The 23,720-nt window shown below is 66.3% G+C and carries 22 protein-coding genes and 1 tRNA gene; 15 read left to right on the top strand and 8 right to left on the bottom strand.

All coding sequences use genetic code 11. The annotated features are described in order from the left end of the window. Positions 1-38: 38 nt before the first annotated feature. Positions 39-2,861 carry a DUF349 domain-containing protein gene (locus tag HB681_RS07195; protein ID WP_213954110.1) on the top strand — a complete coding sequence of 941 codons (2,823 nt, stop codon included), beginning with the start codon at positions 39-41 and terminating at the stop codon, positions 2,859-2,861. 2 nt (positions 2,862-2,863) lie between these two features. After that, positions 2,864-3,382, top strand: coding sequence for a hypothetical protein (locus HB681_RS07200; protein WP_213954111.1), 519 nt, complete (start codon positions 2,864-2,866; stop codon positions 3,380-3,382). 13 nt (positions 3,383-3,395) lie between these two features. Here the strand turns inward: HB681_RS07200 and HB681_RS07205 are convergent, their stop codons facing one another. The 5 genes from HB681_RS07205 to HB681_RS07225 form a co-directional block, all read right to left on the bottom strand. Further along, positions 3,396-4,187: a M90 family metallopeptidase gene (locus HB681_RS07205; protein ID WP_213954112.1), complete on the bottom strand. Its 792-nt coding sequence runs from the start codon at positions 4,185-4,187 to the stop codon at positions 3,396-3,398. Continuing rightward, positions 4,188-4,961 (bottom strand): UDP-2,3-diacylglucosamine diphosphatase, encoded by a 774-nt coding sequence (locus HB681_RS07210; RefSeq protein WP_213954113.1) that lies wholly within the window; start codon positions 4,959-4,961, stop codon positions 4,188-4,190. Positions 4,962-4,992: 31 nt separating this feature from the next. Continuing rightward, complete coding sequence (locus HB681_RS07215) at positions 4,993-5,505, bottom strand: peptidylprolyl isomerase (RefSeq protein ID WP_213954114.1); 513 nt, start codon at positions 5,503-5,505, stop codon at positions 4,993-4,995. A gap of 17 nt (positions 5,506-5,522) precedes the next feature. Continuing rightward, positions 5,523-6,074 (bottom strand): peptidylprolyl isomerase, encoded by a 552-nt coding sequence (locus HB681_RS07220; protein WP_256734861.1) that lies wholly within the window; start codon positions 6,072-6,074, stop codon positions 5,523-5,525. Positions 6,075-6,167: 93 nt separating this feature from the next. Continuing rightward, positions 6,168-6,740 (bottom strand): tetratricopeptide repeat protein, encoded by a 573-nt coding sequence (locus HB681_RS07225; RefSeq protein ID WP_213954115.1) that lies wholly within the window; start codon positions 6,738-6,740, stop codon positions 6,168-6,170. 227 nt (positions 6,741-6,967) lie between these two features. Between HB681_RS07225 and cysS the strand changes: the two genes are divergently transcribed. The 7 genes from cysS to HB681_RS07260 all read left to right on the top strand — a co-directional run bounded on the left by cysS (position 6,968) and on the right by HB681_RS07260 (position 13,884). Continuing rightward, positions 6,968-8,344: a cysteine--tRNA ligase gene (gene cysS, locus HB681_RS07230; RefSeq protein WP_213954116.1), complete on the top strand. Its 1,377-nt coding sequence runs from the start codon at positions 6,968-6,970 to the stop codon at positions 8,342-8,344. A 13-nt stretch (positions 8,345-8,357) separates the two neighbouring features. Beyond that, the gene (locus HB681_RS07235) at positions 8,358-9,008 is read left to right on the top strand and encodes a DNA-3-methyladenine glycosylase 2 family protein (protein ID WP_213954117.1); all 651 of its coding nucleotides are present in this window, start codon (positions 8,358-8,360) and stop codon (positions 9,006-9,008) included. A gap of 17 nt (positions 9,009-9,025) precedes the next feature. Then, positions 9,026-10,000 carry an acetyl-CoA carboxylase carboxyltransferase subunit alpha gene (locus HB681_RS07240; RefSeq protein ID WP_213954118.1) on the top strand — a complete coding sequence of 325 codons (975 nt, stop codon included), beginning with the start codon at positions 9,026-9,028 and terminating at the stop codon, positions 9,998-10,000. A gap of 75 nt (positions 10,001-10,075) precedes the next feature. After that, positions 10,076-11,044 carry a tRNA lysidine(34) synthetase TilS gene (tilS, locus tag HB681_RS07245; RefSeq protein ID WP_213954119.1) on the top strand — a complete coding sequence of 323 codons (969 nt, stop codon included), beginning with the start codon at positions 10,076-10,078 and terminating at the stop codon, positions 11,042-11,044. 64 nt (positions 11,045-11,108) lie between these two features. Next, the gene (locus HB681_RS07250) at positions 11,109-12,377 is read left to right on the top strand and encodes an aspartate kinase (protein ID WP_213954120.1); all 1,269 of its coding nucleotides are present in this window, start codon (positions 11,109-11,111) and stop codon (positions 12,375-12,377) included. Between the two features lie 34 nt (positions 12,378-12,411). Further along, positions 12,412-12,504, top strand: a tRNA-Ser gene (locus tag HB681_RS07255). A gap of 282 nt (positions 12,505-12,786) precedes the next feature. After that, a complete protein-coding gene (locus HB681_RS07260; protein ID WP_213954121.1) occupies positions 12,787-13,884 on the top strand; it encodes a porin in 1,098 nt (365 codons plus the stop codon). Positions 13,885-13,898: 14 nt separating this feature from the next. On the opposite strand, the gene HB681_RS07265 is transcribed toward HB681_RS07260, so the two are convergent. Together HB681_RS07265 and HB681_RS07270 are read right to left on the bottom strand one after the other, a co-directional pair. Then, a complete protein-coding gene (locus HB681_RS07265) occupies positions 13,899-14,279 on the bottom strand; it encodes an FHA domain-containing protein (protein WP_213954122.1) in 381 nt (126 codons plus the stop codon). A 188-nt stretch (positions 14,280-14,467) separates the two neighbouring features. After that, positions 14,468-15,274, bottom strand: a complete 807-nt coding sequence (locus HB681_RS07270; RefSeq protein ID WP_213954123.1) for a PPK2 family polyphosphate kinase — start codon at positions 15,272-15,274, stop codon at positions 14,468-14,470. 205 nt (positions 15,275-15,479) lie between these two features. On the opposite strand from HB681_RS07270, the gene HB681_RS07275 reads away from it, so the two are divergent. From HB681_RS07275 to HB681_RS07285, 3 genes are read left to right on the top strand one after another with little or no spacing between them, the layout of a single operon-like run. After that, on the top strand, positions 15,480-16,553 hold the full coding sequence (locus HB681_RS07275) for an NAD/NADP-dependent octopine/nopaline dehydrogenase family protein (RefSeq protein WP_213954124.1): 1,074 nt from the start codon (positions 15,480-15,482) through the stop codon (positions 16,551-16,553). After that, positions 16,540-17,556 carry a 3-hydroxybutyryl-CoA dehydrogenase gene (locus HB681_RS07280; protein WP_213954125.1) on the top strand — a complete coding sequence of 339 codons (1,017 nt, stop codon included), beginning with the start codon at positions 16,540-16,542 and terminating at the stop codon, positions 17,554-17,556. The genes HB681_RS07275 and HB681_RS07280 overlap by 14 nt, the downstream gene beginning before the upstream one ends. Further along, entirely contained in the window at positions 17,523-18,377 is an 855-nt protein-coding gene (locus HB681_RS07285; protein WP_345944637.1) for an alpha/beta hydrolase, read from the top strand. The genes HB681_RS07280 and HB681_RS07285 overlap by 34 nt, the downstream gene beginning before the upstream one ends. 16 nt (positions 18,378-18,393) lie before the next feature. Here HB681_RS07285 and HB681_RS07290 read toward each other — a convergent pair whose 3' ends face one another. Further along, positions 18,394-18,903, bottom strand: a complete 510-nt coding sequence (locus tag HB681_RS07290) for a MarR family transcriptional regulator (protein WP_345944638.1) — start codon at positions 18,901-18,903, stop codon at positions 18,394-18,396. Between the two features lie 101 nt (positions 18,904-19,004). Between HB681_RS07290 and HB681_RS07295 the strand changes: the two genes are divergently transcribed. From HB681_RS07295 to HB681_RS07305, 3 genes are read left to right on the top strand one after another with little or no spacing between them, the layout of a single operon-like run. Next, on the top strand, positions 19,005-21,188 hold the full coding sequence (locus HB681_RS07295) for an indolepyruvate ferredoxin oxidoreductase subunit alpha (RefSeq protein WP_213954127.1): 2,184 nt from the start codon (positions 19,005-19,007) through the stop codon (positions 21,186-21,188). Positions 21,189-21,195: 7 nt separating this feature from the next. Beyond that, complete coding sequence (locus HB681_RS07300; protein ID WP_213954128.1) at positions 21,196-22,701, top strand: indolepyruvate oxidoreductase subunit beta family protein; 1,506 nt, start codon at positions 21,196-21,198, stop codon at positions 22,699-22,701. A gap of 21 nt (positions 22,702-22,722) precedes the next feature. After that, the gene (locus HB681_RS07305) at positions 22,723-23,718 is read left to right on the top strand and encodes a PDR/VanB family oxidoreductase (protein WP_213954129.1); all 996 of its coding nucleotides are present in this window, start codon (positions 22,723-22,725) and stop codon (positions 23,716-23,718) included. Positions 23,719-23,720 lie beyond the last annotated feature (2 nt).

Here is a 23,720-nt window from a genome sequence, read left to right on the forward strand (position 1 = left end):
TCCGCGCACCTTCCTTCCAGACAAAGACATCCGTTCCCGTGACCTCAAGCTCCACCAAATCCCTCGACATCCAGGCCCTCGATACGCTCACCGGCGGCGCCTTCACCGCGCCGACTTCGGGCGAACGCGCCCAGCGAATCCGCGACTGGCTGGCCGGGCAGCCCACCGCCGAGCAATTGCAGGATGTGTTCAAGGAACTCAGCGGCCGCGACAAGGGCGCGGCGCGCCCCGTGCGCGAGAAGCTCGACGAGATCCGTCGCGCCAAGGGGCAGGAAGTCATTGCTGCCGAATGGGCGCAGAAGGCCGAGGCGTTGCTGGCCCAGCCCAAGCTCAACATTGCCGACGCGCTCGCCTGGCAACGCGATGCGGCCAAGGCCGGCGCGCCGCTGTCGCGCGAGCCGCTGACCGGCTTCAAGGCCCGCCTGGCCGATCGCGTGAAGGGCATCGAGGACCTGCAGCACCGGGCGCAGGTGCATCGCGAGGCCGCCGTGCTGCTGGCGCAGCGCTTCGAAGTGCTGTCGACCAAGGGCTGGAAGGACGCGCAGGCGGCCGAGGAAGCGCTGCGCGGGGACGTCACGCATTGGCAGCAGCAGGCCGACGAGATCGCCGCGGATGTCAACTGGACCAGCCTCGACGGCAAGTTCGCACCGCAGCTCGAAGCCTCGCGCGCACAGCTGCTGAGCGTGTCCGACGCCTTCCATGCCGCGCTGGCCCAGGCCGTTGCCGCTGCCAACGATGCCGCCGCGGCCTTGCCGCCGGTGCCCGTGTGGGCTGACGAACTGCGTGCCGCGCGTGGTGAAGTGGTGGCGCCCAAGGCGGCGCCTGCCAAGCCGGCCCGGCCGCCGGTCGATCCGGCCGTGCGTGCCGCTGCGCAGGAAGCGGTGCAAGCCGCGCTTGCCAAGCTGGAACAGGAAACCGCCGAGGGCCATGGCAAGGCCAGCGCCGGCGCTGCCGCGGCATTGCGCGCGGTGTTGAAGGAGCACGGCAAGCTGGTCGAATCGGAACTGGAGTCGCGCGTCCATGCGGCGCTCGTCGCCGCCGGCGAACTCGAAGGCTGGCAACGCTGGAGCGCCGACAAGGTGCGCGAAGACCTCGTCGCCAAGGCCGAAGGCCTGCTCAAGCGCCCTGAGGGCCAGGCCCTGGGCGGGCGCAAGATGCAGGAGACCCTGCGTGCCCTGCGCGACCAGTGGAAGCAGTCCGACCAGGGCGGCGTGCCGAATCATGCGCTGTGGAAGCGTTTCGACGAAGCCTGCAACGAGGCGCACAAGGTGGTCGAGGCATGGCTGGAGAAGGTGCGTGCCGATGCGGCCGAGCACCGGGCGCAACGCCTCGCGCTGATCGAGGAAGTCAAGACGTGGGCGGCGGCGCATGCCGATGCGGCCGACCTCAAGGCGCACAACCGCGCCCTGCACCAGTTCGCAGACCGTTGGCGCGATGCCGGGCATGTGGGCGAGAAGGTGTTCGCCGAGTTGCAGCCGCAATGGAACGAGGCATTCGGCGCGGCCCGCGCGCCCTTCGAGTCGGCCCAGAAGTCGAGTGTCGAGCGGCGGCAGGCCATGATTGCCGAGGCCGTGGAACTCGGGGCCGCGCCGATGCTGCGCATCGATGCGGTCAAGGCACTGCAACAGCGTTGGCAAGCGGAAGCCCAGGGCGTTCCGCTCGACCGCCGCCAGGAACAGAAGATGTGGGACGCCTTCCGCGCCCCGATCGACGAGGCTTTCAACCGCAAGACTGCCGAGCGCGAGAAAGTTTCGTCGGCGATGAGCGAGCACGATCGCAACGTCCTGCTGGCCTCGAAGGCGCTGGAAGCTGCCAATGCCACCGGCGATGCGCAGAAGATCCGCGTCGCGATGAACCAGCTCGAAGCCGCGATGCGTGGCGAGAAGGTACAGATCGCGGAAGCGCCGGCCAAGGCCGCGCCCGCAGCCACATCGCATCTCAACACGGTTGAGGCGGCCCCGCCCGCTCAAGCCGCGCAGGCAGCCGAAGCCGAATTCGCCGAGAGCGCGGGCCTGGCCCAGACCTCGGGCGAAGGCGATCAATCCGCCGCACCCACGACGGCTGCCGAGGCGCATGATCTCGTCGCGCCGGAGGGCAGTGCCGATGCTGCGGCCAGTGGAGACGCCGCTGGCGATGCGGCCCCCGCACCCGCTGCGCCTCCGGTGGCGGCGCCCAAGCCCGTGGTCGCGATGCGCCGCGCCGATGACCGTCCCGGCATGCGCAAGCCCGAACCGGCGATGGCAGGCCGTGGCGGCCGTCCTGGCGATCGCGGTGGCGACCGGCGTGACAGCCGCGGCGCCGGTGGACCTGGTGGCCGGCCGGACCGCGCTGGTGCGCCCGGAGGCGATCGCGGTGGCCGTTTCGGCGACCGTGGCGCGTCCCCTCGGTTCGAGGACCGGGGACCTCGGCTTGGCGATGCGGCTTTCCGCGCGCAACGGGATGCGGTCGAGCACGCCCAGGCGGCGCTGCGCAAGCTCGCCGCGCAGGCGCATGGCGAGGCCTTGACGCAACTGCTCGGCGCCTGGGAAAAGCGCGACGCCGCAGCGTTGCCTTCTGTGCAGGAACTCGGCCGGGCGGTCTCGCCGGCAGTGCGCGGTGCATGGTCGCAAGCCCTCGGATCGACGCCGGCGGGCAATCCGCAGGACGCGCTCCTGCGGCTCGAAATCGCAGCCGAAGTGCCGACACCCGCCGAGCATGTCGACGCGCGCCGCGCCATGCAGCTCCAGCTGCTGACCAAGCGCAATGAGCCGACGCCCGCGCAGACCTGGGGCCAGGATGCCGCCAGGGTGCTGGCCGGCAGCCATGACGCCTCCACCGCGCGTCGTTTGCAGAACGTGCTCAAGGCGCTGCTGAAGAGCTAGCGATGCCTCGCAGCCGCTACGGCTTCTTGCTCCCGGCGATCGTGCTGGCGGCAGGGCTGGGTGGCTGTGAGCTGATGGCGCCGAAGCAGGCCGGTGAGGCCGGTGCTCCTCCCTTGACGCCCGAGCAGCAGGCGGCCAGGGACGCATTGCCCGCGCCGGTGCGCAAGATCACGCCGCAGACGCCGGAGGTGCGTGCCTATCGCAAGACCGGTGCCCGGCACATCTACGCGGCCTACAAGACGCGGATCTACAAGGGCAAGATTCCGCCGCTGGTCTATGCGGTGGTGACGGTCGAGACGCACCTGGGCGCCAGCGGCGAAGTCGAGGCCGTGACCTTCATGCGGACGCCGGAACACGCGCCGGAGGTCAGTCTGGAGATTGCGGAGTTGATCAGGAAGGCCTCCCCGCTGCCTCCGCCACCGCAGACGGTCGGCGCGCACACCTACGTCGAGACTTGGCTCTGGGACAAGAGCGGCAGGTTCCAGCTCGACACGCTGACGCTGGGCCAGCGCAGCCGCTGAGTTGATTCGGGCGCTACCGCCGGGCGGGCCTGAAGAACTCGTCGAACAGCGCGAGCAGCGGTGCGAAGTCGGCGCCGAATCGAGGGCGATTCACGAAGTACGCCTCGCACGCCACCGCGAAGAATTCGCCGATGTTGACGGCGCCGTAGTCATCGAGCCACGGCCGTTCGGCGCCGAAGCGGTCGGCGAGGATTGTCTTTTCGCGGAAGTCCTCGTAGGCGGGCTTCAGCACCGCGAGCCATGCGGCGCGCGCTGCGTTCGGCGTTCGCGCGCCCGCAAATCCGGCGGGCAGCGGCGGGCAACCGTCCACCGCGCCGTCGCGCATGTCGATCTTGTGGGCGAACTCATGGATGACGACGTTGTAGCCGGTGCCGGCGGTGGCACCGCTGTCCAGCACGGCCTTCCAGCTCAGGGTCACCGGGCCGTTCTCCATGGCCTCGCCGGCGATCACCTCGTCGTATTCGTGCACCACTTGAGATGGGTCGGTGACGCGACGGCGCGCGACGACCTCGGTGGCATGCACCACGATGCCGACGAAATCGTCGTACCAGTCCAGGCCGCCCCGCAGGTGCAGCACCGGCAACACGGCCTGCGCGGCGATCGCCAGCGCAACCTCGTCGGTGATCTCGAAGCCCTTGGCGCCGTGGAAGCGCTTGTCGCGCAGGAACAGGGCCGAGAGTTCACGCAGGCGCGTTGCATCGGATGCCGCAAGCTCCGACAGGAACGGGTAGCGGTCGAGTGTCGCTTGCCAGGCCGCATCCGGAATCCGCGGCCCGGCGCGCAAGTTGCGCAACCAACTCAGCATCTAACGCAGGTCCACGCGCTGCGCGCCAGCGAGGGAGAGACACAGCACCTGGGCGCGGGGCGGATGCGCAGCCGCATCCCAATCGCTCAGCACGATGCGTCGCAGGCCGTCGCCGAGGTCGTGCTCCGCGGGGCGATGCGTGTGGCCGTGGATCAGCGTGCGGGCATCCGCGCGGCGCAGCCACGCGCGCGCCGCGTCGGCGTCGACATCGGCCCACACCATGCCGGGGCTGCGCTTGCGGTCTTCGCTCTGGTTGCGTACCGAGCGGGCCAGCGCACGCCGTTCTTCCAGGGGGCGCGCGAGCAGGGCCTGCTGCCACTCGGGCGATCGCACCTGGGCGCGGAACTGGAGGTACTCGTGGTCGTCGAGGCACAGCGCGTCGCCGTGACTCAGCAACCAGCGTTCGCCATGCAGCACAAGCACGGTCGGGTCGTCCAGCATCGTGACGCCGCTGCGGGCGGCGAAGTCCGCGCCCATCAGGAAGTCTCTATTGCCGTGCATCACAAAGATCGGACGGCGCTGGGCTGCATTGCGCAGCACCTCGACGCATTGCGCCTCGAAGCCGGGCACGGCAGCCACGTCGTCGCCAGGCCAGACCTCCAGCAGGTCGCCAAGGATGAACACGGCGTCCGCTGGCGTGGTCTCGAAGTAGCCGCACCAGGCCTGGAAGGTGGCCGGGTCATCGACATGCAGGTGCAGGTCGGAAATCAAGTCGACGGTGCGCCACGCGGGCGGCGCAACGCATTCGGCAAAAGCCGCGCCATGGGTCGTCATGCGGGCCTTTGCAACATCGCTCGTCCGGCGGCTATTCGGCCTTGACGACGGCCTTCTCGATCACGACGTCGTCGAGCGGCACGTCGTCATGGAAGCCCTTGCGGCCGGTCTTCACGCCTTCGATCTTGTCGACCACGTCGCTGCCCGAGACGACCTTGCCGAACACGGCATAGCCCCAGCCCTGGGCCGAGGGTGCTGTGTGGTTCAGGAAGCCGTTGTTCGAGGCGTTGATGAAGAACTGCGCGGTGGCCGAGTGCGGTGCGTTGGTGCGCGCCATGGCGACGGTGTACTTGTCGTTCTTCAGCCCGTTGTTGGCTTCGTTCTCGATCTCGCCGGCGGTTGGCTTTTGTGTCATGCCGGGTTCGAAGCCCCCGCCCTGGACCATGAAGCCGGGAATGACGCGATGGAACACGGTGTTGTCGTAGTGGCCCTTCTTGACGTAGGCCAGGAAGTTCTCGACCGACTTGGGTGCCTTGGCACTGTCGAGTTCGAGCGTGACGACGCCCATGTTCTTGATGTGGAGTTCGACTTGCGGGTTGCTCATGATGATGCGTCCTTGGGTTACTTCGCCACGGCGGTGGCGGACTGGATGGTGATGGATTCGGCCGGCACGTCGGACATGCCGCCCTTGACACCGGTGCGCGCGGCGCGGATCTTGTCGACGACTTCCGTGCCGGAGACGACCTTGCCGAAGACGGTGTAGCCGTGGCCGTCGGGGCTGGGTGCGTTCAGCATCGCGTTGTCCTTCACGTTGATGAAGAACTGCGAGGTGGCCGAATTCGGGTCGCCGGTGCGGGCCATGGCGATGGTGTACTTGTCGTTCTTCAAGCCGTTGCTGGCTTCCAGTGGAATCGGCGCGCGCGTTGGCTTCTGCTTGAGGTCGGCCGTGAAGCCACCGCCCTGGATCATGAAGCCGTCGATCACGCGATGGAACACCGTGCCGTCGTAGTGCTTCTCGTTGACGTATTGCAGGAAGTTGGCCACGGTCTTCGGCGCCTTGGCCGGGTCGAGCTGGACCACGATGTCGCCCATCGAGGTGGCGAGCTTGACGCGGGGCGCGGCGTCTTGCGCCCACGCGGTGCCGGTCAACAGCGCTGCGCTGCACAGCGCCAATGCGGCGCGGCGGGTCAGGTGGGAAATGTTCAAGAGAGTCTCGCTTTCATGGCGGTGCCGCCGGCACCGCCGGAGCAGCGCCCATCGGCGGGTTTACTTGCGAATGCCTGGCTTGGTGACGGCCGGCACGGCTGGTGGCAATGTACCCGCGGCGCGCTCGCTGGCCGGCGTGAAGATCTGCCGGATCAGCGTGAGCTTGGGTGCAAGCCCGGCGTTGGCGGGTTCGAGTTGCTGCGCGCGGGTGTAGGACTGTGCGGCGAGCCGGGCGTACACGTCGCCCAGGTTCTCATGCGCGGTGGCATAGGACGGGTTCAGCTTGACCGCCATCTCGAGTGCGGTGCGGGCCTTGTCGAACTGGCTTTGCGAGGCGTACAGGGCGGCCAGGTTGTTGTAAGGCTCGGGCAGCTCGGGGAAGTCCTGCGTGAGTTGGGTGAAGGCCACGGTCGCTTCAGGCATCTTGCCTTGCTCGCTGAGGATCACGCCGCGCAGGAAGCGCATCTGCGGGTCGCGCGGCTTGGCGACGATGTAGGTCTCGGCCTTGTTGAGGGCTTCGGACTGCTTGCCCTGGCGCAGCAGCAGGTTGACGTCGGCATACTCGTCCGCATGGGCCGCACCCAGCAGCAGTCCGAAGGCCAGGGCGGAGACAATGCGGGGGATGGTGTGCATGAGAGGAGGTGCGGCGTGCTTCATGAAGCCTCTGGAAAATGGGCGGATGAGGGCTCGACAAACACCCGAAAATGCCCGCCGCCGGCCGTTTATACTTGAAATGAATTGTAGCTGAGGGACCGTTCGGCAGCCCTTGCCGCTACAACCCCAACACCCCTGAATCCACGGCCATTTGTCGGCGTTGCTTCAGCAACGCTCGAGCACCAGATGGCGGCCTTCCGAATTCCATGAGCCTGCGCATCTACAACACGCTCTCGCGTGAACTGGAGGAGTTTTCTCCACTGCAACCCGGCCGTGTGCGCATGTACGTCTGCGGCATGACGGTGTACGACCTGTGCCACATCGGCCATGCCCGCATGATGATGGCCTTCGACGTGGTGCAACGCTGGCTGCGCGCGAGCGGCTTCGACGTGACCTACGTGCGCAACATCACCGACATCGACGACAAGATCATCGCCCGCGCCCTGGCGCGCGGCATCACGATCCGCGCATTGACCGAGGAAGTGGTGGCGGCCATGCACCAGGACATCGGTGCGCTCGGCATCGAGCCGCCCACCATCGAGCCGCGCGCCACCGAGTACGTGCCGCAGATGCTCGGCATCATCGAGAAGCTCGAGCAGAAGGGCCTGGCCTATCGCTCGACCAACGGCGACGTGAACTATGCGGTGCGCAAGTTCCCTGGCTACGGCAAGCTCTCCGGCAAGTCGCTCGACGAGTTGCATGCGGGTGAGCGCGTGGCGGTGCTCGACGGCAAGGAAGACCCGCTCGACTTCGTGCTGTGGAAGTCCGCGAAGCCGACCGAGCCCGATGACGCGAAATGGGAAAGCCCCTATGGCATCGGCAGGCCGGGTTGGCACATCGAATGCTCGGCGATGAGCTGCGCCACGCTCGGCGAGACCTTCGACATCCACGGCGGAGGCGCCGACCTGCAGTTCCCGCACCACGAGAACGAGATCGCGCAGAGCGAGGGCGCCACCGGCAAGCCGCTCGCGCGCTTCTGGGTGCACAACGGCTTCGTGCGCGTGGACAACGAGAAGATGTCCAAGAGCCTCGGCAACTTCTTCACCATCCGCGAAGTGCTGCAGAAGTACGACGCGGAGAGCCTGCGCTTCTTCCTGGTGCGAACGCACTACCGCAGCGCGTTGAACTACAGCGATGCGCATCTGGACGATGCGCGCAACTCGCTCAAGCGGCTCTACACGGCACTGGATGGCGTGACGCCGGCAGACGTTGCAATCGACTGGTCGCAGCCTCATGCAGCGCGATTCAGGGCCGCGATGGACGAAGACTTCGGCACGCCGGAAGCGATCGCGGTGCTGTTCGACCTGGCCAGTGAAGTCAACCGCACTCGCTCGCGCGAATTGGCCGGCTTGCTCAAGGCGCTCGGTGGCACGCTGGGTGTCCTGCAGGGCGACCCACGGGCCTTCCTGCAGGCCGGCAGCGCGCTCGACGATGCGGCGATCCAGGTGTTGATCGCCGAGCGGGCAAGTGCCAAGTCGCAGAAGAATTTCGCAGAGGCCGATCGCATCCGCAAGCAGCTACTGGAACAGGGCATCGTGCTGAAGGATTCACCCACCGGGACCACATGGGCTTCGGCGCAGTGAATTGAGGATCAGCGTGGCTCCTGTCAAAAAAGCAAGCGTCGAGATCTTCACGCCCGATTACTGGGAAGAGGCGTGCAAGCACCTGGGCAAGAAGGATCGCGTGATGAAGCGGCTCATCCCGCAGTTCGGCGACGTGCGGCTCGAAACGCGTGGCGACGCCTTCACCACGCTGGCGCGCAGCATCGTGGGCCAGCAGATATCGGTGAAGGCCGCGCAATCGGTGTGGGACAAGTTCGAGATGCTGCCGCGCAAGATGACGCCGGCGAACGTGCTGAAGCTCAAGGTCGACGACATGCGGGCCTGCGGACTGTCGGCGCGAAAGGTCGAGTACCTGGTCGACCTGGCGATCCATTTCGATACGCAAGCCGTGCATGTCAATGCGTGGAAACACATGGCGGACGAACTCATCATCGAAGAGCTCGTTGCGATCCGTGGCATCGGCCGTTGGACGGCTGAAATGTTCCTGATCTTTCACCTGATGCGGCCCAATGTGCTCCCGTTGGACGACGTTGGCCTCATCACCGGCATCAGCCAGAACTATTTTTCCGGCGACCCTGTCAGCCGCAGCGACGCACGCGAGGTTGCGGTCGCCTGGGCACCCTATTGCAGCGTCGCAACTTGGTATATTTGGCGCTCGCTCGACCCGGCACCGGTCGTGTACTGAACAACAAGGAGAAGACGTTGGCGAAACGAACCTTCCTCGATTTCGAGCAGCCGATTGCGGAACTCGAAAGCAAGATCGAAGAGCTGCGCTATGTGCAAACTGAATCGGCGGTCGACATCTCGGAAGAGATCGACCAGCTCGGCAAGAAGAGCCAGCAACTCACCAAGGATATCTACAGCGACCTGACGCCCTGGCAGATCACGAAGATCGCCCGGCATCCGGAACGCCCTTACACGCTCGACTACGTCAACGAGATCTTCACGGACTTCGTGGAGCTGCATGGCGACCGGCATTTCTCGGACGACCTGTCGATCGTGGGTGGACTCGCGCGCTTCAACGGCACGCCGTGCATGGTCCTCGGCCACCAGAAGGGACGCGACACGAAGGAGCGCACCGCGCGCAACTTCGGCATGAGCAAGCCCGAGGGCTATCGCAAGGCCCTGCGCCTGATGAAGACGGCTGAGAAGTTCAAGCTGCCGGTCTTCACCTTCGTCGACACGCCGGGCGCCTACCCTGGCATCGACGCGGAAGAGCGCGGGCAGTCCGAGGCCATCGGCCGCAACATCTTCGAGATGGCGCAACTGGAGGTGCCGATCATCGTCACCATCATCGGCGAAGGCGGCTCCGGCGGCGCGCTGGCGATTTCGGTGGGCGACCAGTTGCTGATGCTGCAGTACTCGATCTATTCGGTGATCAGCCCCGAAGGTTGCGCGTCGATTCTCTGGAAGACTTCCGAGAAGGCGAAGGAAGCCGCAGATGCGCTGGGCATCACGGCGCATCGGCTGAAGGCGCTGGGCCTGGTCGACAAGATCGTGAGCGAGCCGGTCGGCGGTTCGCATCGTGATCATCGGCAGATGGCTGCATTCCTGAAGCGTGCCCTGGGTGACGCCTTCCGCCAGGTCAGTGACTTGAAGGTCAAGGAACTGCTGGATCGCCGCTACGAACGCCTGCAGAGCTACGGCCGCTTCAACGACACCAAGGCCGACAAGTAGTCGACCCGCGCCGCCCGAGGGGCGGCGCCTGCAACTGGCCCTTTGCGCGGGCCGGGTGCGTCGCACAATTGCCCGATGAATTTCGATGAGGCCATCGCGGCTTTCGCGCCGTCGCTTCCGCTTGCCGTGGCCTACAGCGGTGGCGCCGATTCGACCGCGTTGCTCGTGGCTTGTGCTGCGCGCTGGCCGGGGCAGGTCGAGGCCTTTCACGTGCACCATGGGTTGCAGGTCGCGGCCGATGAGTTCGAGCGCCAATGTGCGGTCGTGTGCGAGCGGCTGGGAGTGACGCTGCGGGTGCATCGCGTCGATGCGCGACATGCGCCGGGCGAGAGCCCGGAAGACGCGGCACGACGTGCGCGCTACGCGTCGCTGGCCGCGCTGGCACGGGCCGAGGGCACGCGGCCCGGTATCGGGTCGATCGCGCTCGGCCAGCATGCCGACGACCAGGTCGAAACCGTGCTGCTGGCACTGTCGCGCGGCGCAGGCGTGGCCGGGCTGGCCGCCATGCCCGAGGTGGCGCAGCGTGATGGCCTTGTGCTCCACCGACCCTTGCTTGGCGTGCCGGCCGCGGAGATCCGCGCATGGCTGAAGGCGCGCGACGTGCCATGGATCGAAGATCCGAGCAATGCGGACGCGCGCTTCACGCGCAACCGCATCCGGGCCGAGCTGCTGCCGGCACTCGATCGCGCGTTCCCGCAGTTTCGTTCGACCTTTGCCCGAAGCGCGCGGCACGCGGCGCAAGCGCATGCCCTGCTCGTCGAACTCGCGCAGCAGGACCTCGCGGCGATTGGCGCGCCGCCGGGCATCGACGCGTTGCGCCGGCTGTCGCGCGCCCGCCAGGCGAATGTCCTGCGCCATTGGTTGCTGCAGGCGCATGACTGCACGCCCAGCACGGCGCAACTCGAGGAACTGCTGGAGCAGGTTCACGCTTGCACCACGCGCGGACACCGCTTGCACATCAAGATCGGCGCCGGCTTCGCGGAGCGGAGGGGGGCATTGCTCCATTGGTACAATCCCTCGCCCCCGACAGAGGCTTCGCGCTGATCGTCAAGGTGTACCGCTCCAGGGCAACCTCGGGCCGGTTTCATTTCTTTCCCATACTTCACCCATGGCATTGATCGTTCACAAATACGGCGGCACGTCGATGGGCTCGACCGAGCGCATCAGGAATGTCGCCAAGCGCGTTGCCAAGTGGGCACGCGCCGGCCACCAGATGGTGGTGGTTCCGAGCGCCATGAGCGGCGAGACCAACCGCCTGCTCGGCCTGGCCAAGGAACTCGCACCCGGCCGCACCAACGACGACTACAACCGCGAACTCGACATGCTCGCTTCGACTGGCGAGCAAGCCTCGTCGGCGCTGCTGGCAATCGCGTTGCAGGCCGAGGGCATGCCTTCGGTCAGCTATGCGGGCTGGCAGGTTTCGGTGCGCACCGACAACTCCTACACCAAGGCGCGCATCGAGAGCATCGACGACGAGCGCGTGCGCGCCGACCTCGAGGCCGGCAAGGTGGTGGTCATCACCGGCTTCCAGGGCGTGGACGACGCGGGCAACATCACGACGCTCGGCCGTGGCGGCAGCGACACATCGGCCGTGGCGATTGCCGCGGCGATGAAGGCGCACGAATGCCTGATCTACACCGACGTCGACGGGGTCTACACGACCGACCCGCGCGTCGAGCCCGATGCGCGCCGCCTGACCACCGTGAGCTTCGAGGAAATGCTCGAGATGGCGAGCCTCGGCTCCAAGGTGCTGCAGATCCGCTCGGTGGAATTCGCCGGCAAGTACAAGGTGCCCCTGCGCGTGCTGTCGAGCTTCACGCCGTGGGACATCGACATCAACGAAGAAGCCAAGTCCGGCACGCTGATCACTTTCGAGGAAGACGAAAACATGGAACAAGCCGTCGTATCCGGCATTGCGTTCAACCGTGACGAGGCCAAGGTCTCGGTGCTGGGCGTGCCCGACAAGCCGGGCATCGCGTATCACATCCTGGGTGCGGTGGCCGATGCCAACATCGAGGTCGACGTGATCATCCAGAACCTGAGCAAGGACGGCAGGACCGACTTCAGCTTCACGGTGCACCGCAACGACTTTGCCAAGTGCATCGACCTGCTCAAGGAAAAGGTCCTGCCGACGCTGGGCGCGGCCGAAGTGGTGGGCGACGCGAAGATCTGCAAGGTCAGCATCGTGGGTATCGGCATGCGCAGCCACGTGGGCGTGGCGAGCAAGATGTTCCGGGTGCTGAGCGAAGAGGGCATCAACATCCAGATGATTTCCACCAGCGAGATCAAGACCTCGGTCGTGATCGACGAGAAGTACATGGAACTCGCCGTGCGTGCGCTGCACAAGGCCTTTGACCTGGACCAGCCACCGGCGTAAAACCGTTGCCAAAGATGGCATAATCGATGGTTCCGGAACTGTGACCGAGTGGCCGAAGGTGCTCCCCTGCTAAGGGAGTATGGGGTGTAGAGCCTCATCGAGGGTTCGAATCCCTCCGGTTCCGCCAGCTAGCCAAGTAGAAACGCCCCTCACGGGGCGTTTTTGCTTTCTGGCTCCGCTTTTCCCGATGCCTGTGGATGTCGCCTAGACAGGCTTCCGCCCGTTGCCGCCAGTCGGGTTGACGCCCCTTGGCGCTTGGTCCAAAGTACGCGCCCGGGGCGACAGGGCCGCCGATTACTCGAACGCGCGCGCCGTGCATGCCTGAACTTGCCACGCGACTCGCTTCCGGTGCGAGCGAACGAGGGGCTGCCGACTACACCAAGGTGCAAGCACCAACGAGGGAGAAGACATGAAGAAGATCGGAGTGCTGGTCCTCGCCAACCTTTTGCTGGCGCACCAGGCCATGGCGCAATCGGGCACGGGGCAGGGGCCGGTCTCGGGCAGCAGCCTGACGCTGTTCGGCATCGCCGACATACTCGTGGCCTATGGCTCCGGCAGCGCCGCACACACGATCCAACTCGCGAGCAACGGCAACGTGCAGTCGCGGCTGGGTTTCAGGGGCGTGCAGGATCTGGGCGGGGGGCTCGGGGCGGGCTTCTGGCTTGAAACCGGGCTCCAGGTCGACACCGGCACCGGCACCGCCGGCAACACCAACAATCAGCCGAGCGGTGCGACGAGTGCCGACTTCATGAGCTTCAGCCGGCGCGCCACGGTCAGCCTGATGGACTTTTGGGGCGAGATCCGGATGGGCCGGGATTTCACGGCGACCTTCCGCAACCGGGACCAGACGGACCCCTTCGGAACCAGCGGCGTGGGCGCATCGTTGCCCTATTCCCTGTCGATCGCCGGGGTGACGTCGACGCGGGCCTCCAACATGGTGGGCTACTTCCTGCCGGGAGATCTGGGCGGCGTATTCGGAGAGGTTCAGGTGTTCATGGGGGAGAACATCTCGCACGTGCCCAACGCGCAGGATGGCAATGGCTACCAGGCGCGCATCGGCTGGAGCGGCGGACCGTTCGGCATTGCCGTGGCGACCGGGAAGACCAAGTACGCGCAAACAGCCACTACCGGGGATATCGATGTCTACAACATCGGCGCTTTCTACGATTTCGGCGTCGTGCGAATGACGGCGGGTTACTTCGTCGATGAGCGCAAGCAATTCGTCTCCGTGAAGAGCACGAGCTACATCGTCGGCGCCGTGATTCCGGTGGGACCGCACCAGTTGAAGGTTTCGTATTCGTCGAACGGCACCGACGAGGTCATGGACCCGCGGGCCAAGAAGGTGGCGCTGGGCTATGTCTACAACCTTTCGAAGCGGACGGCGGCCTATGGCACGGTGGCCTATCTGCGCAACAGCGGCAATTCGGCGGTCGCGTTGAACAATTCGATCACCGAACCCGGGCGCAGCTCACGGGGCGTCGACCTGGGCTTGCGGCACAGCTTCTAGGGTTTTCGCGCGTGTCAACGCGGCCCGGGCTTGCGCAGCTTGTCCAAGTCCATCAGCGCGCCCGGAATCGTCATGAGCCGTAGAGCTTCGGCGGGCGTCACGTTCTGTTCGCCAGCAAGGAAGCGCATCTGGCAGTCGCCGATGAGGATGGTGTCCCCATTCGACAGGGCGCGCGACGTGATGCGGTGGCCATTGACGAAGGTGCCGTTGCTGCTGTCGAGGTCGCGGATCCAGACGGCGCCGCTTTCGACGGTCAAGGTCGCGTGGAAGCGGCTGACGCGGTCCGAATCGATGACGACGTCGTTGCTGTTGGCGCGACCGATCCGGGTGTCGGCCGCGGCCAGCGGGACCAGCTTGGTCTTGCCCGGATGGGTCATCACAATGAGCTTGGGCATCCGAAAGTCTTCCTTGGGTTCAAGCGCCGGGCTGCGCGGTAGGGAGGGCGGCGGGTTGTAGGGATGTGTCCTACAGGTGGCGCTGAGCCGAATATGACGCGGGACCGTCTCTTTGTACAGACATCCCAGGCGTTGCGTTGTTTCCCCGCGCAACACGAAAGTTGCTGCCGCGGCGGGCCCGCGCGAGCCTACTCGACGATCAGTCCCTTGAGCGCCGGGTCGTCCGGCGCTTCCTTCAGCTTCATCTGCTGGAGCGTTTTGATCAGCAGCCGCGCGATCATGAGATTGCGGTGTGTCTTGCTGTCGGACGGGATCACGTACCAGGGCGCATGCCGGGTCGAAGTAGCCGCCAGCAACTTGTCGTAGGCGCGCTGGTAGTCGTCCCACTTCTTGCGGGCATCGAGGTCGCTGAGATCGAACTTCCAGTGCTTGCCGGGCGTGTCGATGCGATCCTGCAGGCGTTCGCGCTGGGTCTCCTTGCTGATGTGCAGCATGCACTTGATGACCACCGTGCCGGTTTCGCTGAGGAGGCGTTCGAAGTCGTTGATCTGTGCGTAGCGGCGCTCGGTGGCCTTCTTGTCGATCCAGCCTTCCACGACCGGCACCAGCACGTCTTCATAGTGGCTGCGGTTCCACACCATGATTTCACCCGTGCGCGGCACCACGGCATGGCAGCGCCAGAGGAAATCGCGCGCCTTTTCCTCGAGCGACGGGGCCTTGAAGGCGGCCACGCGCACGCCCAGCGGCGAGGTGCGCGAGAACACCCAGCGGATGGTGCCGTCCTTGCCGCTGGTGTCCGTGCCCTGCAGCACCAGCAGGATCTTGCGGCTGCCTTCGGCATGCAGCAGGTTCTGCAGTTCGTCGAGCTGGAGCGCGAGCGCGTCGAGCTGCTCGACCTGCGCGCTGCGTGAGCCTTCGGCAAAGGGCGTCGCGCCTGGCTTGATGTCTGCGAGGTGGAAGGACTTGCCGACGCGGTAGTTCTTGAAGCTGGCCATGCGCGATCCCCATTGCTTTGCAAAACGCGAGCGTACGCGACCCGGGCCGTTGGCGCAGGGCGCCGTTGCAACTCCGCTTCGGCTTGCCGAACCTCATGCGGGCCGAAACTGATTGACATCTAAACATGTGAAAAGTAATGTACCGTCACCTGGCGCGACCGGCGGCAGCGAACCATCCATCTCGAATCCTGTGAGGTATAGCTTCATGAAAATTGCAATCCTGGGCGGAGGCCATGGCTGCTACGCCGCCGCCGCCGACCTGTCCGAGGCCGGCCATGAGGTTCGCCTCTGGCGGCGCGATGCGGCGGCGCTGGGGGCCGTCATCGCGGCGGGTTCCATTCACCTGAAGGATGCGGAGGGCGCGCGCGACGTGGCGATCGCGAAGGCCACCGCCGACATCGGCGAAGCGATGCGCGGCGCGCAGCTCATCCTGATCCCGTCGCCTGCCATCGCGCAGGCCGACATAGCGCGCGCCATGGCGCCGCACCTGGTGGACGGGCAGGTGGTGTTCCTGCCGCCGGGCACCTTCGGCAGCTACGTGATGGCGCAGATCGCCCGCGAAGCCGGCAGCAAGGCTGACGTCGCCTGGGCCGAGACCGGCACGCTGCCTTACCTGGCACGCAAGCACGGCGAGCGCGAAGTCAACGTGACGATCCGCGCGATTCACCTGCCCACCGGCGTGTACCCGGCGCGCAAGGAGAAGGAGGCGATCGAGGTGATCCGGCAGGCCTATCCCAGCGTGCATGGCTGCGGCGACGCGCTGTCTGGCGCCCTGATGAATGCCGGCCCGGTCATCCACCCGCCGCTGATGGTGATGAACGCCGCGCCGCTGCAGCACTTCGAGCGCTGGGACATCCACAACGAAGGCACGCAGAAGGCGGTGCGCGCCGTGACCGACCAGCTCGACAACGAGCGCATCGCTGTGCGCGAGGCCTTCGGCCATGCGGGCCCGCACTATCCGCTGGCCGACCACTACAACAACGACAAGTGGATGTACGGCGACGCGCACAAGCAACTCGTGAAGTCGGGCGACTGGCGCGAGAACATCGACCTCTACGGCCATCGCTACATCACGGAAGACACCGAGCTTGGCCTGGCTTTCCTGGCGTCGGCCGCTCGCCATGCCGGCGTCGACGCGCCGATCGCGCATGGCTTGCTGGCGATCGTCGGTGGCTTCCTCGGGCGCGACCTGCGCAAAGGGCCGCGCACCTTCGACGCGCTGGGGCTGAACGGGCTGAACCGCGATGCGCTGAAGGAGCGCCTGCATGACGGCGTCTGATTCCGCGCGGGTGCCCGGGCCGCGCGTGGTGTCGGTGGGTGCCGGACGCATGGGGCGCGGCATCGCGATTGCGTTCGCGTATGCGGGCCATCGCGTGTCGCTGGTCGACTTGCGCGAGCGCAGCGACGAGGCCTGGCGGAAGTTGCATGAAGAGGCGCTTGCAGAGGTTGAATCGAGCCTCGGCGGACTGGCGTCGCTGGGTGTGCTGGCGCGCGATCAAGTGGCCGGCATCGTGGCCCGCATCGACGTGGTGCGCGCGGTCGATGCGCCGCGTGCGCTGTCTGCAGCGGAGCTGGTGTTCGAAGGCGTGCCGGAAACGCTGCAAGCCAAGCGCGAGGCCTTCGAGCACATCAATGCGCATTGCCGCGACGACGCCATCCTGACCTCGACCACGAGCAGCATCCTGGTCACGCAGATCGCCGAATTCGTGAAACGCCCCGAGAGATTCCTCAATATCCATTGGCTCAACCCGGCGTACGTGATTCCGGTGGTGGAGCTGAGCTATCACGCCGGCACCGACCCAGCAGTGCTCGCGCGCGCCAAGGCGCTGATGGAGGAGATCGGCAAGCTGCCGGTGGTGTGCGGACCGACCCCGGGCTACATCGTGCCGCGGCTGCAGGCGCTCGTGATGAACGAGGCGGCGCGGATGATCGAGGAGGGCGCGGCCACTGCGGAAGAGATCGACAAGGCCACGCGGTTTGGACTGGGCCTGCGATTCGCGGCGCTGGGCGTGGTGGAGTTCATCGACTTCGGCGGCAGCGACATCCTGCATCACGCGAGCCGCGAGATGTCGGCATCGATCGACGCCAACCGCTACAAGGCGCCGGCCATCCTGGACAAGATGATGAGCGAAGGGCGCCTGGGGTTGAAGACCGGCAGCGGCTTCTACGACTATGCCGGCCGCGACGTCGGCGCCTACCGCAGCGACGTGCTGTTGCGCACGCTGGGCATGTTGAAGCATGCCGGGCTGTGGCGCCCGCCGGCGACGGCGACGCAGGATTAGCGAGGCAGCGCGTGAACGGCCCGGACATTCGCCGCGCGTTTGCGGCCCTGTCGGTCGGGCAGGTTCACTACGCCTGTGCCGGCGAGGCGAGTGCGCCGGCCGTGTTGTTCCTGCACCAGACGCCGCGAAGTTGGGCCGAGTACCGCGCGGTCCTGCCCTTGGTCGGCCGGCGCTATTTAGCGGTGGCGATGGACACGGTCGGGTTCGGCGATTCGGCGCCCGCGCCGTGGGCGCCGACGATCGAGCATTGGGCGTCTGTCGCGGTGGAACTGCTGGCTTCGCTGGGGATCGAGAAAGCGCATGTCGTGGGGCACCACACCGGCGGCGTGATCGCGGTCGAACTGGCTGCGGCATGGCCGGAGCGCGTGGGGTCGCTGGTGCTTTCTTCCACGCCGTTCACCGATGCGGCCTTTCGTGCCGCGCGTGCCACGAGCAAGCCCATCGACGCGGTCACCCGCAGCGGGGACGGCGCGCACCTGCTGCAGATGTGGCGCAACCGGCAGGGCTTCTATCCGGCGGACCGCGCTGACTTGCTGGAGGCGTTCGTGCTTGATGCGCTGAAGGTGCGTGGCGATCTCGAAGGCGGCCATCGCGCAGTGGCGTCTTATCGGATGGAGGAGCGCATCGGCCGTATCAGGCAACCGGTGCTGCTGCTGCGCGCCCCCGGCGACCCCTTTGCCTCGCCGCATGCCGCTGAACTGGCGGCGTATCTGCGTGATGCACGCATCGTCGATATCGAAGGCGGGATGGTGCCCTTACCCGACCAGTTGCCCGACGCCTTCGCCGAAGCGATCCTCGACTTCCTCGACCGGCTCGAATGAGCAAGCCGGCGCGGCGTCAATCCTCTTCGTCTTCTACTGCGGCGCCTGCATCCTCATGCAGCTCGATCATCCGCCGCAACGTGTTCTTCAGCACCTCGGCGCTCTGCAGGCCGAAAGGCTCCAGCACGCGATGCTCATGTTCGCGCGCCAGTTCCATCAGGTGCTTGACGGTGCGCTCGCCTGCGTCGGTGATGCGCACCAAGGTGATGCGCCGGTCACTGTCATGGGGCAGGCGCTCCACATGGCCCTTGCTGGCCATGCGGTCCAGCATGCGCGTGACGGTCGGTTGCTTCATCACCGCGACCTGCGCAAGGCGGCCAATGCTGATCGGGTCGCCGCCTGCCAGCGTGGCCATCACGCGCCACTCCGAGATCGAAAAACCATGCTGCCGCGCCACCTTGTGGAACTCCGAGGAGATCAGGTGGCTGGCCTGCGCGAGCAGCGCCGGCAGGTAGTCGTCGACGAAGTGCCGGGGCACCGGCAGCGGCGCCGAATGAGCCTGTTTGCGTCGAGTCGAAGCTGGCACGGTGCTTGCGTTTCTAGGGTTATTCATGATTGTGCATACATTCAGATCTAAAGAATATACGCACTTCGGGCGAGCGCGTCCGAGGGTTTTCAAGGAGCACCATGGCTGAGCGGTCTTTTGTCGAGGAAGTAAAGAAGCTGAGGCTCGGCGCCGGAGACATTTTCAGCGGCGAGGGCATTCTGGCTGTGACCAAGGGTTTGCTGGAATCGGGCGTGGCCTATGTCGCCGGCTACCAGGGCGCGCCGATCTCGCACCTGATGGATGTGCTGGCCGATGCGCAGGACATCCTGGCCGAACAGGGCATCCGCTTCGAGAACAGTGCGAGCGAAGCGACGGCGGCGGCGACGCTGGCGGCATCGGTCAACTATCCGCTGCGCGGCGCCGTGACCTTCAAGGCGACCGTGGGCACCAACGTGGCCTCCGATGCGCTGGCCAACCTGGCGTCCGGCGGCGTGACTGGCGGCGCGCTCATCATCGTGGGCGAGGACTACGGCGAGGGCTCGTCGATCATGCAGGAGCGCAGCCATGCCTTTGCGATGAAGTCGCAGATGTGGCTGCTCGATCCGCGGCCCAACCTGCCCTCGATCGTCGATGCCGTGAAGCAGGGCTTCGATCTTTCCGAGGCGAGCAACACGCCGGTGATGCTGCAATTGCGCATCCGCGCCTGCCACGTGCACGGGCAGTTCGTCGCATCCGACAACGTGCCGCCGAAGTTCACGCTGAAGGAGGCGATGGAGTCGCCGCAGCGCGACGTGAGCCGCATCGTGCTGCCGCCTGCCAGCTTCGTGCACGAGCAGGAAAAGGTGCGCGACCGCTGGCCTGCCGCAGTTCGCTTCATCGAGGAGCGCAAGCTCAACGAGTTCTTCAACGAAGGCGCGGACGACATCGGCGTGATCGTGCAGGGCGGCAGCTACAACACGCTGGTGCGCGCGCTCGAGCGGCTCGGGCTGGCCGACGTGTACGGCAACTCGAAAGTGCCGCTGTACGTGATGAACGTGGCCTACCCGGTGATCGACAGCGAAGTGCTGCGCTTCTGCAAGGGCAAGCGCGCGGTGCTGCTCGTCGAGGAAGGGCAGCCCAACTTCATCGAGCAGAACCTCGCGACGATCCTGCGGCAAGCCGGCGTCGATGCCGCGCTGCACGGCAAGGACATGCTGCCGGTGGCTGGCGAATACACGGCCGCGGTGTTGCTCAAGGGCGCACGCACATTCTTCGAGCGCTATGAACGCATCGCGCCGCTGCCGGTGGTCGCGCCGGTGCGCAGGGTCATTCCGCTCACGGCCGTGGCCAACATCGGTGTCGATGCCGCGCCGGAGCCCTCGCGTCCGTTGGACGATAGCGTGCATGCGCGCCCGCCGGGCTTCTGCACCGGCTGTCCGGAGCGGCCGATCTTCAGCGCGATGAAGCTGGTCGAGCGCGAACTCGGTCCGCACCACATCAGCGCCGACATCGGCTGCCACCTGTTCTCGATCCTGCCGCCGTTCCACCTCGGCAACACGACCATGGGCTATGGCCTGGGCGCGGCCGGTGCGTCTGCGCTCAACGTGCCCGCGGGCAAGCGGGCGATCTCGATGATGGGCGACGGCGGCTTCTGGCACAACGGGCTGACCAGCGGCATCGCCAACGCGGTGTTCAATCGCAGCGACAACCTGACCATCGTGGTCGACAACAACTACACCTCGGCCACGGGCGGGCAGGACATCCTGTCGTCGACGGCGATCAATCCCACGCGCAGCACCGGCCACGCGATCGAGCAGGCCGTGCGAGGCGTCGGCGTGAAGTGGGTCAAGACCATCCGCCGCACCTACGACGTGGCCGGCATGCGCGACCTGTTGCGCGAAGCCCTGACGACGAAGGAGAAGGGCCCGAAGGTGCTGATCGCGCAATCGGAATGCATGCTCAACAAGCAGCGCCGGGAGAAGCCGCTGGTGCGCAAGGCCGTGGCCGAAGGCAAGCGGGTGGTTCGCGAGAAGTTCGGCATCGATTCCGACACCTGCACGGGCGACCACTCGTGCATCCGCCTGTCGGGCTGCCCGTCGCTCTCGATCAAGCCCAACCCCGATCCGCTGCGCACCGACCCGATCGCGACCGTGCTCGACAGCTGCGTGGGCTGCGGCAACTGTGGCGACGTGTCGCATGCGGCAGTGCTGTGCCCGTCGTTCTACAAGGCGCAGGTCGTGAGCAATCCCAACAAGTGGGACCGCCTGCGCGAACGCGTGCGCTCTTCCGTCATCGGCTGGATGCAGCGCGGCGATGCCCGGCGCCGCGAACGTTTCGCCTTCTGAAGTCTTCATGAATTCCACACAACCCATCAAGATCGCCATCCTGGCCATGGGCGGAGAGGGCGGCGGCGTGCTGGCCGACTGGATCGTCGACCTCGGCGAGCACAACGGCTACATCGCGCAAACCACTTCCGTGCCCGGCGTGGCGCAGCGCACCGGCGCCACCATCTACTACGTCGAGCTTTATCCCGAGGCACGCGCCAAGGCCGATGGCGGCCATCCCGTGCTGGCGCTGATGCCGCTGCCTGGCGACGTCGACCTGGTGCTGGCATCGGAACTGATGGAAGCGGGACGCGCGGTGCAGCGCGGGCTGGTCACGCAGGACCGCACCACGCTGGTCGCCTCTACCCATCGCGTGTATTCGATTGCCGAGAAGTCGGCGATGGGCGATGGGCGCGTGGACAGCGAGCAATTGGTCGCGCATGCGCAGAAGGCGGCCAAGCGCTTCATCCGCTTCGACATGGCGCAAGCGGCCGAGCAGGCGGGCAGCGTGATCAGCGCGGTGCTGTTCGGCGCGCTGGCGGGCTCGGGTGCCTTGCCTTTCAGCCGTGCGCAGTTCGAGGCGACGGTGGAGCGGGGCGGCGTTGGCGTGAAGCCGAGCCTGAAGGCGTTTGGTGGTGCGTTCGAGCGAGTGCAGTCGGGGTCGGAAGCCGATGCGGCGGCGGCAGCGTTGCCTGCGCGCGCGGCGCCAGCGCCCAGCCATCCGGCAGTGCGGGCATTGGTTGAGCGCGTGCAGAAGGATTTCCCCGTGTCCGCCCAACCGATCCTGCTCGAAGGCGTGCGCCGGCTGATCGACTACCAGGACACGGCCTATGCGGGCACCTTCCTCGACCGCATGTGCAAGATCCACGCGCTGCGCATCGACGATGGCGGCAGGCTCGCCGAGAGCACCGCGCGCCATCTGGCGCTGTGGATGTCGTATGAAGACACCGCGCGCGTCGCCGCCCTGAAGACACGTGCCACCCGCTTCGACCGCGTGCGCGACGAGACCGGCGTGCAGGCCGACCAGGTGATGGCCATCAACGAATACATGCATCCGCGCCTGCAGGAGATCTGCGAGACGTTGCCCGGTGGCGTCGGCCGCTGGTTGATGAACTCGGGCATGCCGCGCCGCTTTGTCGAGCGCATGACGCAAAAGGGTCGCGTGATCCAGACCAGTTCGCTGCATGGCTACCTGATGCTGCGTTGCGTGGCAGCGGCCGCGCGCTGGCGCCGTTCCACCACGCGGTTCGCGGAAGAGAACCAGCTCATCGAAGAATGGCTGGAGCGCATCGCGCAAACCGCCGCGATCAACCCGGCGCTGGCGCTCGAGATTGCGGAATGCCAGCGTCTGGTAAAGGGCTACAGCGACACGCACGAACGCGGCTTGCGCAACTACACGCTGGTGATGGGCGCCGCCCGACGCGCCGGCAGTGCGCTGGCACCCGCCACCTTGCGGGAACTGCGCGATGCGGCCCTTGCCGACGAGCATGGCCACCAGCTGCGCGCCGTGCTGGCCCACTACGCGCTCGCCTGACAACGACAGAAGAGAGGCACGATGTCACACGAACCACTTCCCACCCTCACGTTGCGCGTCGCGGAGGCGCGGCAACTCAATCCGCTGATCCGCATGTTCCGGCTGCGGACCGACGACGGTTCCGCGCTGCCCGGCTTCACGGCCGGCGCGCATATCCGCGTGAAGGTCGCGCTGCCCGATGGCAAGGAAGATTGGCGTCACTACTCGCTCATCAATCCTGAAGCGAAGCAGGGCGCGACCGAGGCGCCGCATGAATACGTGATTGCCGTGCGCATCGAGGATGGCGGCCGCGGCGGCTCGCGTTTCATGCACCAGACCCTGAAGGAAGGCGACGCACTGACCATCGAGGTGCCGAAGAACGACTTTCCGGTGCACGACGGCGCGGCGCGGGCGGTGCTGATCGCCGGCGGCATCGGCATCACGCCGATGATCAGCATGGCCGCGCAACGCAAGGTGCAAGGCGCGCCGGTGCGCATGCACTATGCCGGCCGCAGCCGCGAGTTGATGGCCTTCCTGCCGGAACTGGACGCGTTGCTCGCTGGCGACCTCATCGTCCACACCGACGTCGAGGCTGGCGCGCCGTTGAACATCGAGGCATTGCTCGACGGCTGCGAAGCAGCTGACCAGCTTTATGTCTGCGGCCCCAAGGTCATGCTCGACGCCGTGCTCGCCGCCACGCAAAAGCGCGGCTGGACGCACGACCGCGTGCACTTCGAACTCTTCACCACGCCGGCCGTGGAAGAGGGCGACCATCCCTTCGAAGTCGTGCTCGCGATGTCGGGCAAGACCTTCACCGTGCCGGCCGACAGGACCATCCTCGACTGCATGATCGACGAGGGCTGTGACCCGATGTACGACTGCAAGCGCGGCGAATGCGGCGTGTGCGCGACGCCGGTGATGGAAGGCGAGATCGACCATCGCGACTACGTGCTGATGGCCAGCGAGAAGGCCGCCGGCAACGTGATCCAGATCTGCATCTCGCGTGCCAAGGGTGCGCGGCTGGTGCTGGATGTCTAGGA

Source organism: Variovorax sp. dw_954, from assembly GCF_018449755.1.
Classification (GTDB): Bacteria; Pseudomonadota; Gammaproteobacteria; order Burkholderiales; family Burkholderiaceae_C; genus Variovorax.

Bases quoted from the DNA above. Each gene is read 5' to 3' on its own strand.
- HB681_RS07210 (WP_213954113.1), bottom strand. From the start codon at position 4,961: ATGACGACCCATGGCGCGGCTTTTGCCGAATGCGTTGCGCCGCCCGCG.
- cysS (WP_213954116.1), top strand. From the start codon at position 6,968: ATGAGCCTGCGCATCTACAACACGCTCTCGCGTGAACTGGAGGAGTTT.
- HB681_RS07270 (WP_213954123.1), bottom strand. From the start codon at position 15,274: ATGGCCAGCTTCAAGAACTACCGCGTCGGCAAGTCCTTCCACCTCGCA.
- HB681_RS07250 (WP_213954120.1), top strand. From the start codon at position 11,109: ATGGCATTGATCGTTCACAAATACGGCGGCACGTCGATGGGCTCGACC.
- HB681_RS07295 (WP_213954127.1), top strand. From the start codon at position 19,005: ATGGCTGAGCGGTCTTTTGTCGAGGAAGTAAAGAAGCTGAGGCTCGGC.
- HB681_RS07205 (WP_213954112.1), bottom strand. From the start codon at position 4,187: ATGCTGAGTTGGTTGCGCAACTTGCGCGCCGGGCCGCGGATTCCGGAT.
- tilS (WP_213954119.1), top strand. From the start codon at position 10,076: ATGAATTTCGATGAGGCCATCGCGGCTTTCGCGCCGTCGCTTCCGCTT.
- HB681_RS07300 (WP_213954128.1), top strand. From the start codon at position 21,196: ATGAATTCCACACAACCCATCAAGATCGCCATCCTGGCCATGGGCGGA.
- HB681_RS07305 (WP_213954129.1), top strand. From the start codon at position 22,723: ATGTCACACGAACCACTTCCCACCCTCACGTTGCGCGTCGCGGAGGCG.
- HB681_RS07225 (WP_213954115.1), bottom strand. From the start codon at position 6,740: ATGCACACCATCCCCCGCATTGTCTCCGCCCTGGCCTTCGGACTGCTG.
- HB681_RS07260 (WP_213954121.1), top strand. From the start codon at position 12,787: ATGAAGAAGATCGGAGTGCTGGTCCTCGCCAACCTTTTGCTGGCGCAC.
- HB681_RS07215 (WP_213954114.1), bottom strand. From the start codon at position 5,505: ATGAGCAACCCGCAAGTCGAACTCCACATCAAGAACATGGGCGTCGTC.
- HB681_RS07275 (WP_213954124.1), top strand. From the start codon at position 15,480: ATGAAAATTGCAATCCTGGGCGGAGGCCATGGCTGCTACGCCGCCGCC.
- HB681_RS07280 (WP_213954125.1), top strand. From the start codon at position 16,540: ATGACGGCGTCTGATTCCGCGCGGGTGCCCGGGCCGCGCGTGGTGTCG.
- HB681_RS07200 (WP_213954111.1), top strand. From the start codon at position 2,864: ATGCCTCGCAGCCGCTACGGCTTCTTGCTCCCGGCGATCGTGCTGGCG.
- HB681_RS07265 (WP_213954122.1), bottom strand. From the start codon at position 14,279: ATGCCCAAGCTCATTGTGATGACCCATCCGGGCAAGACCAAGCTGGTC.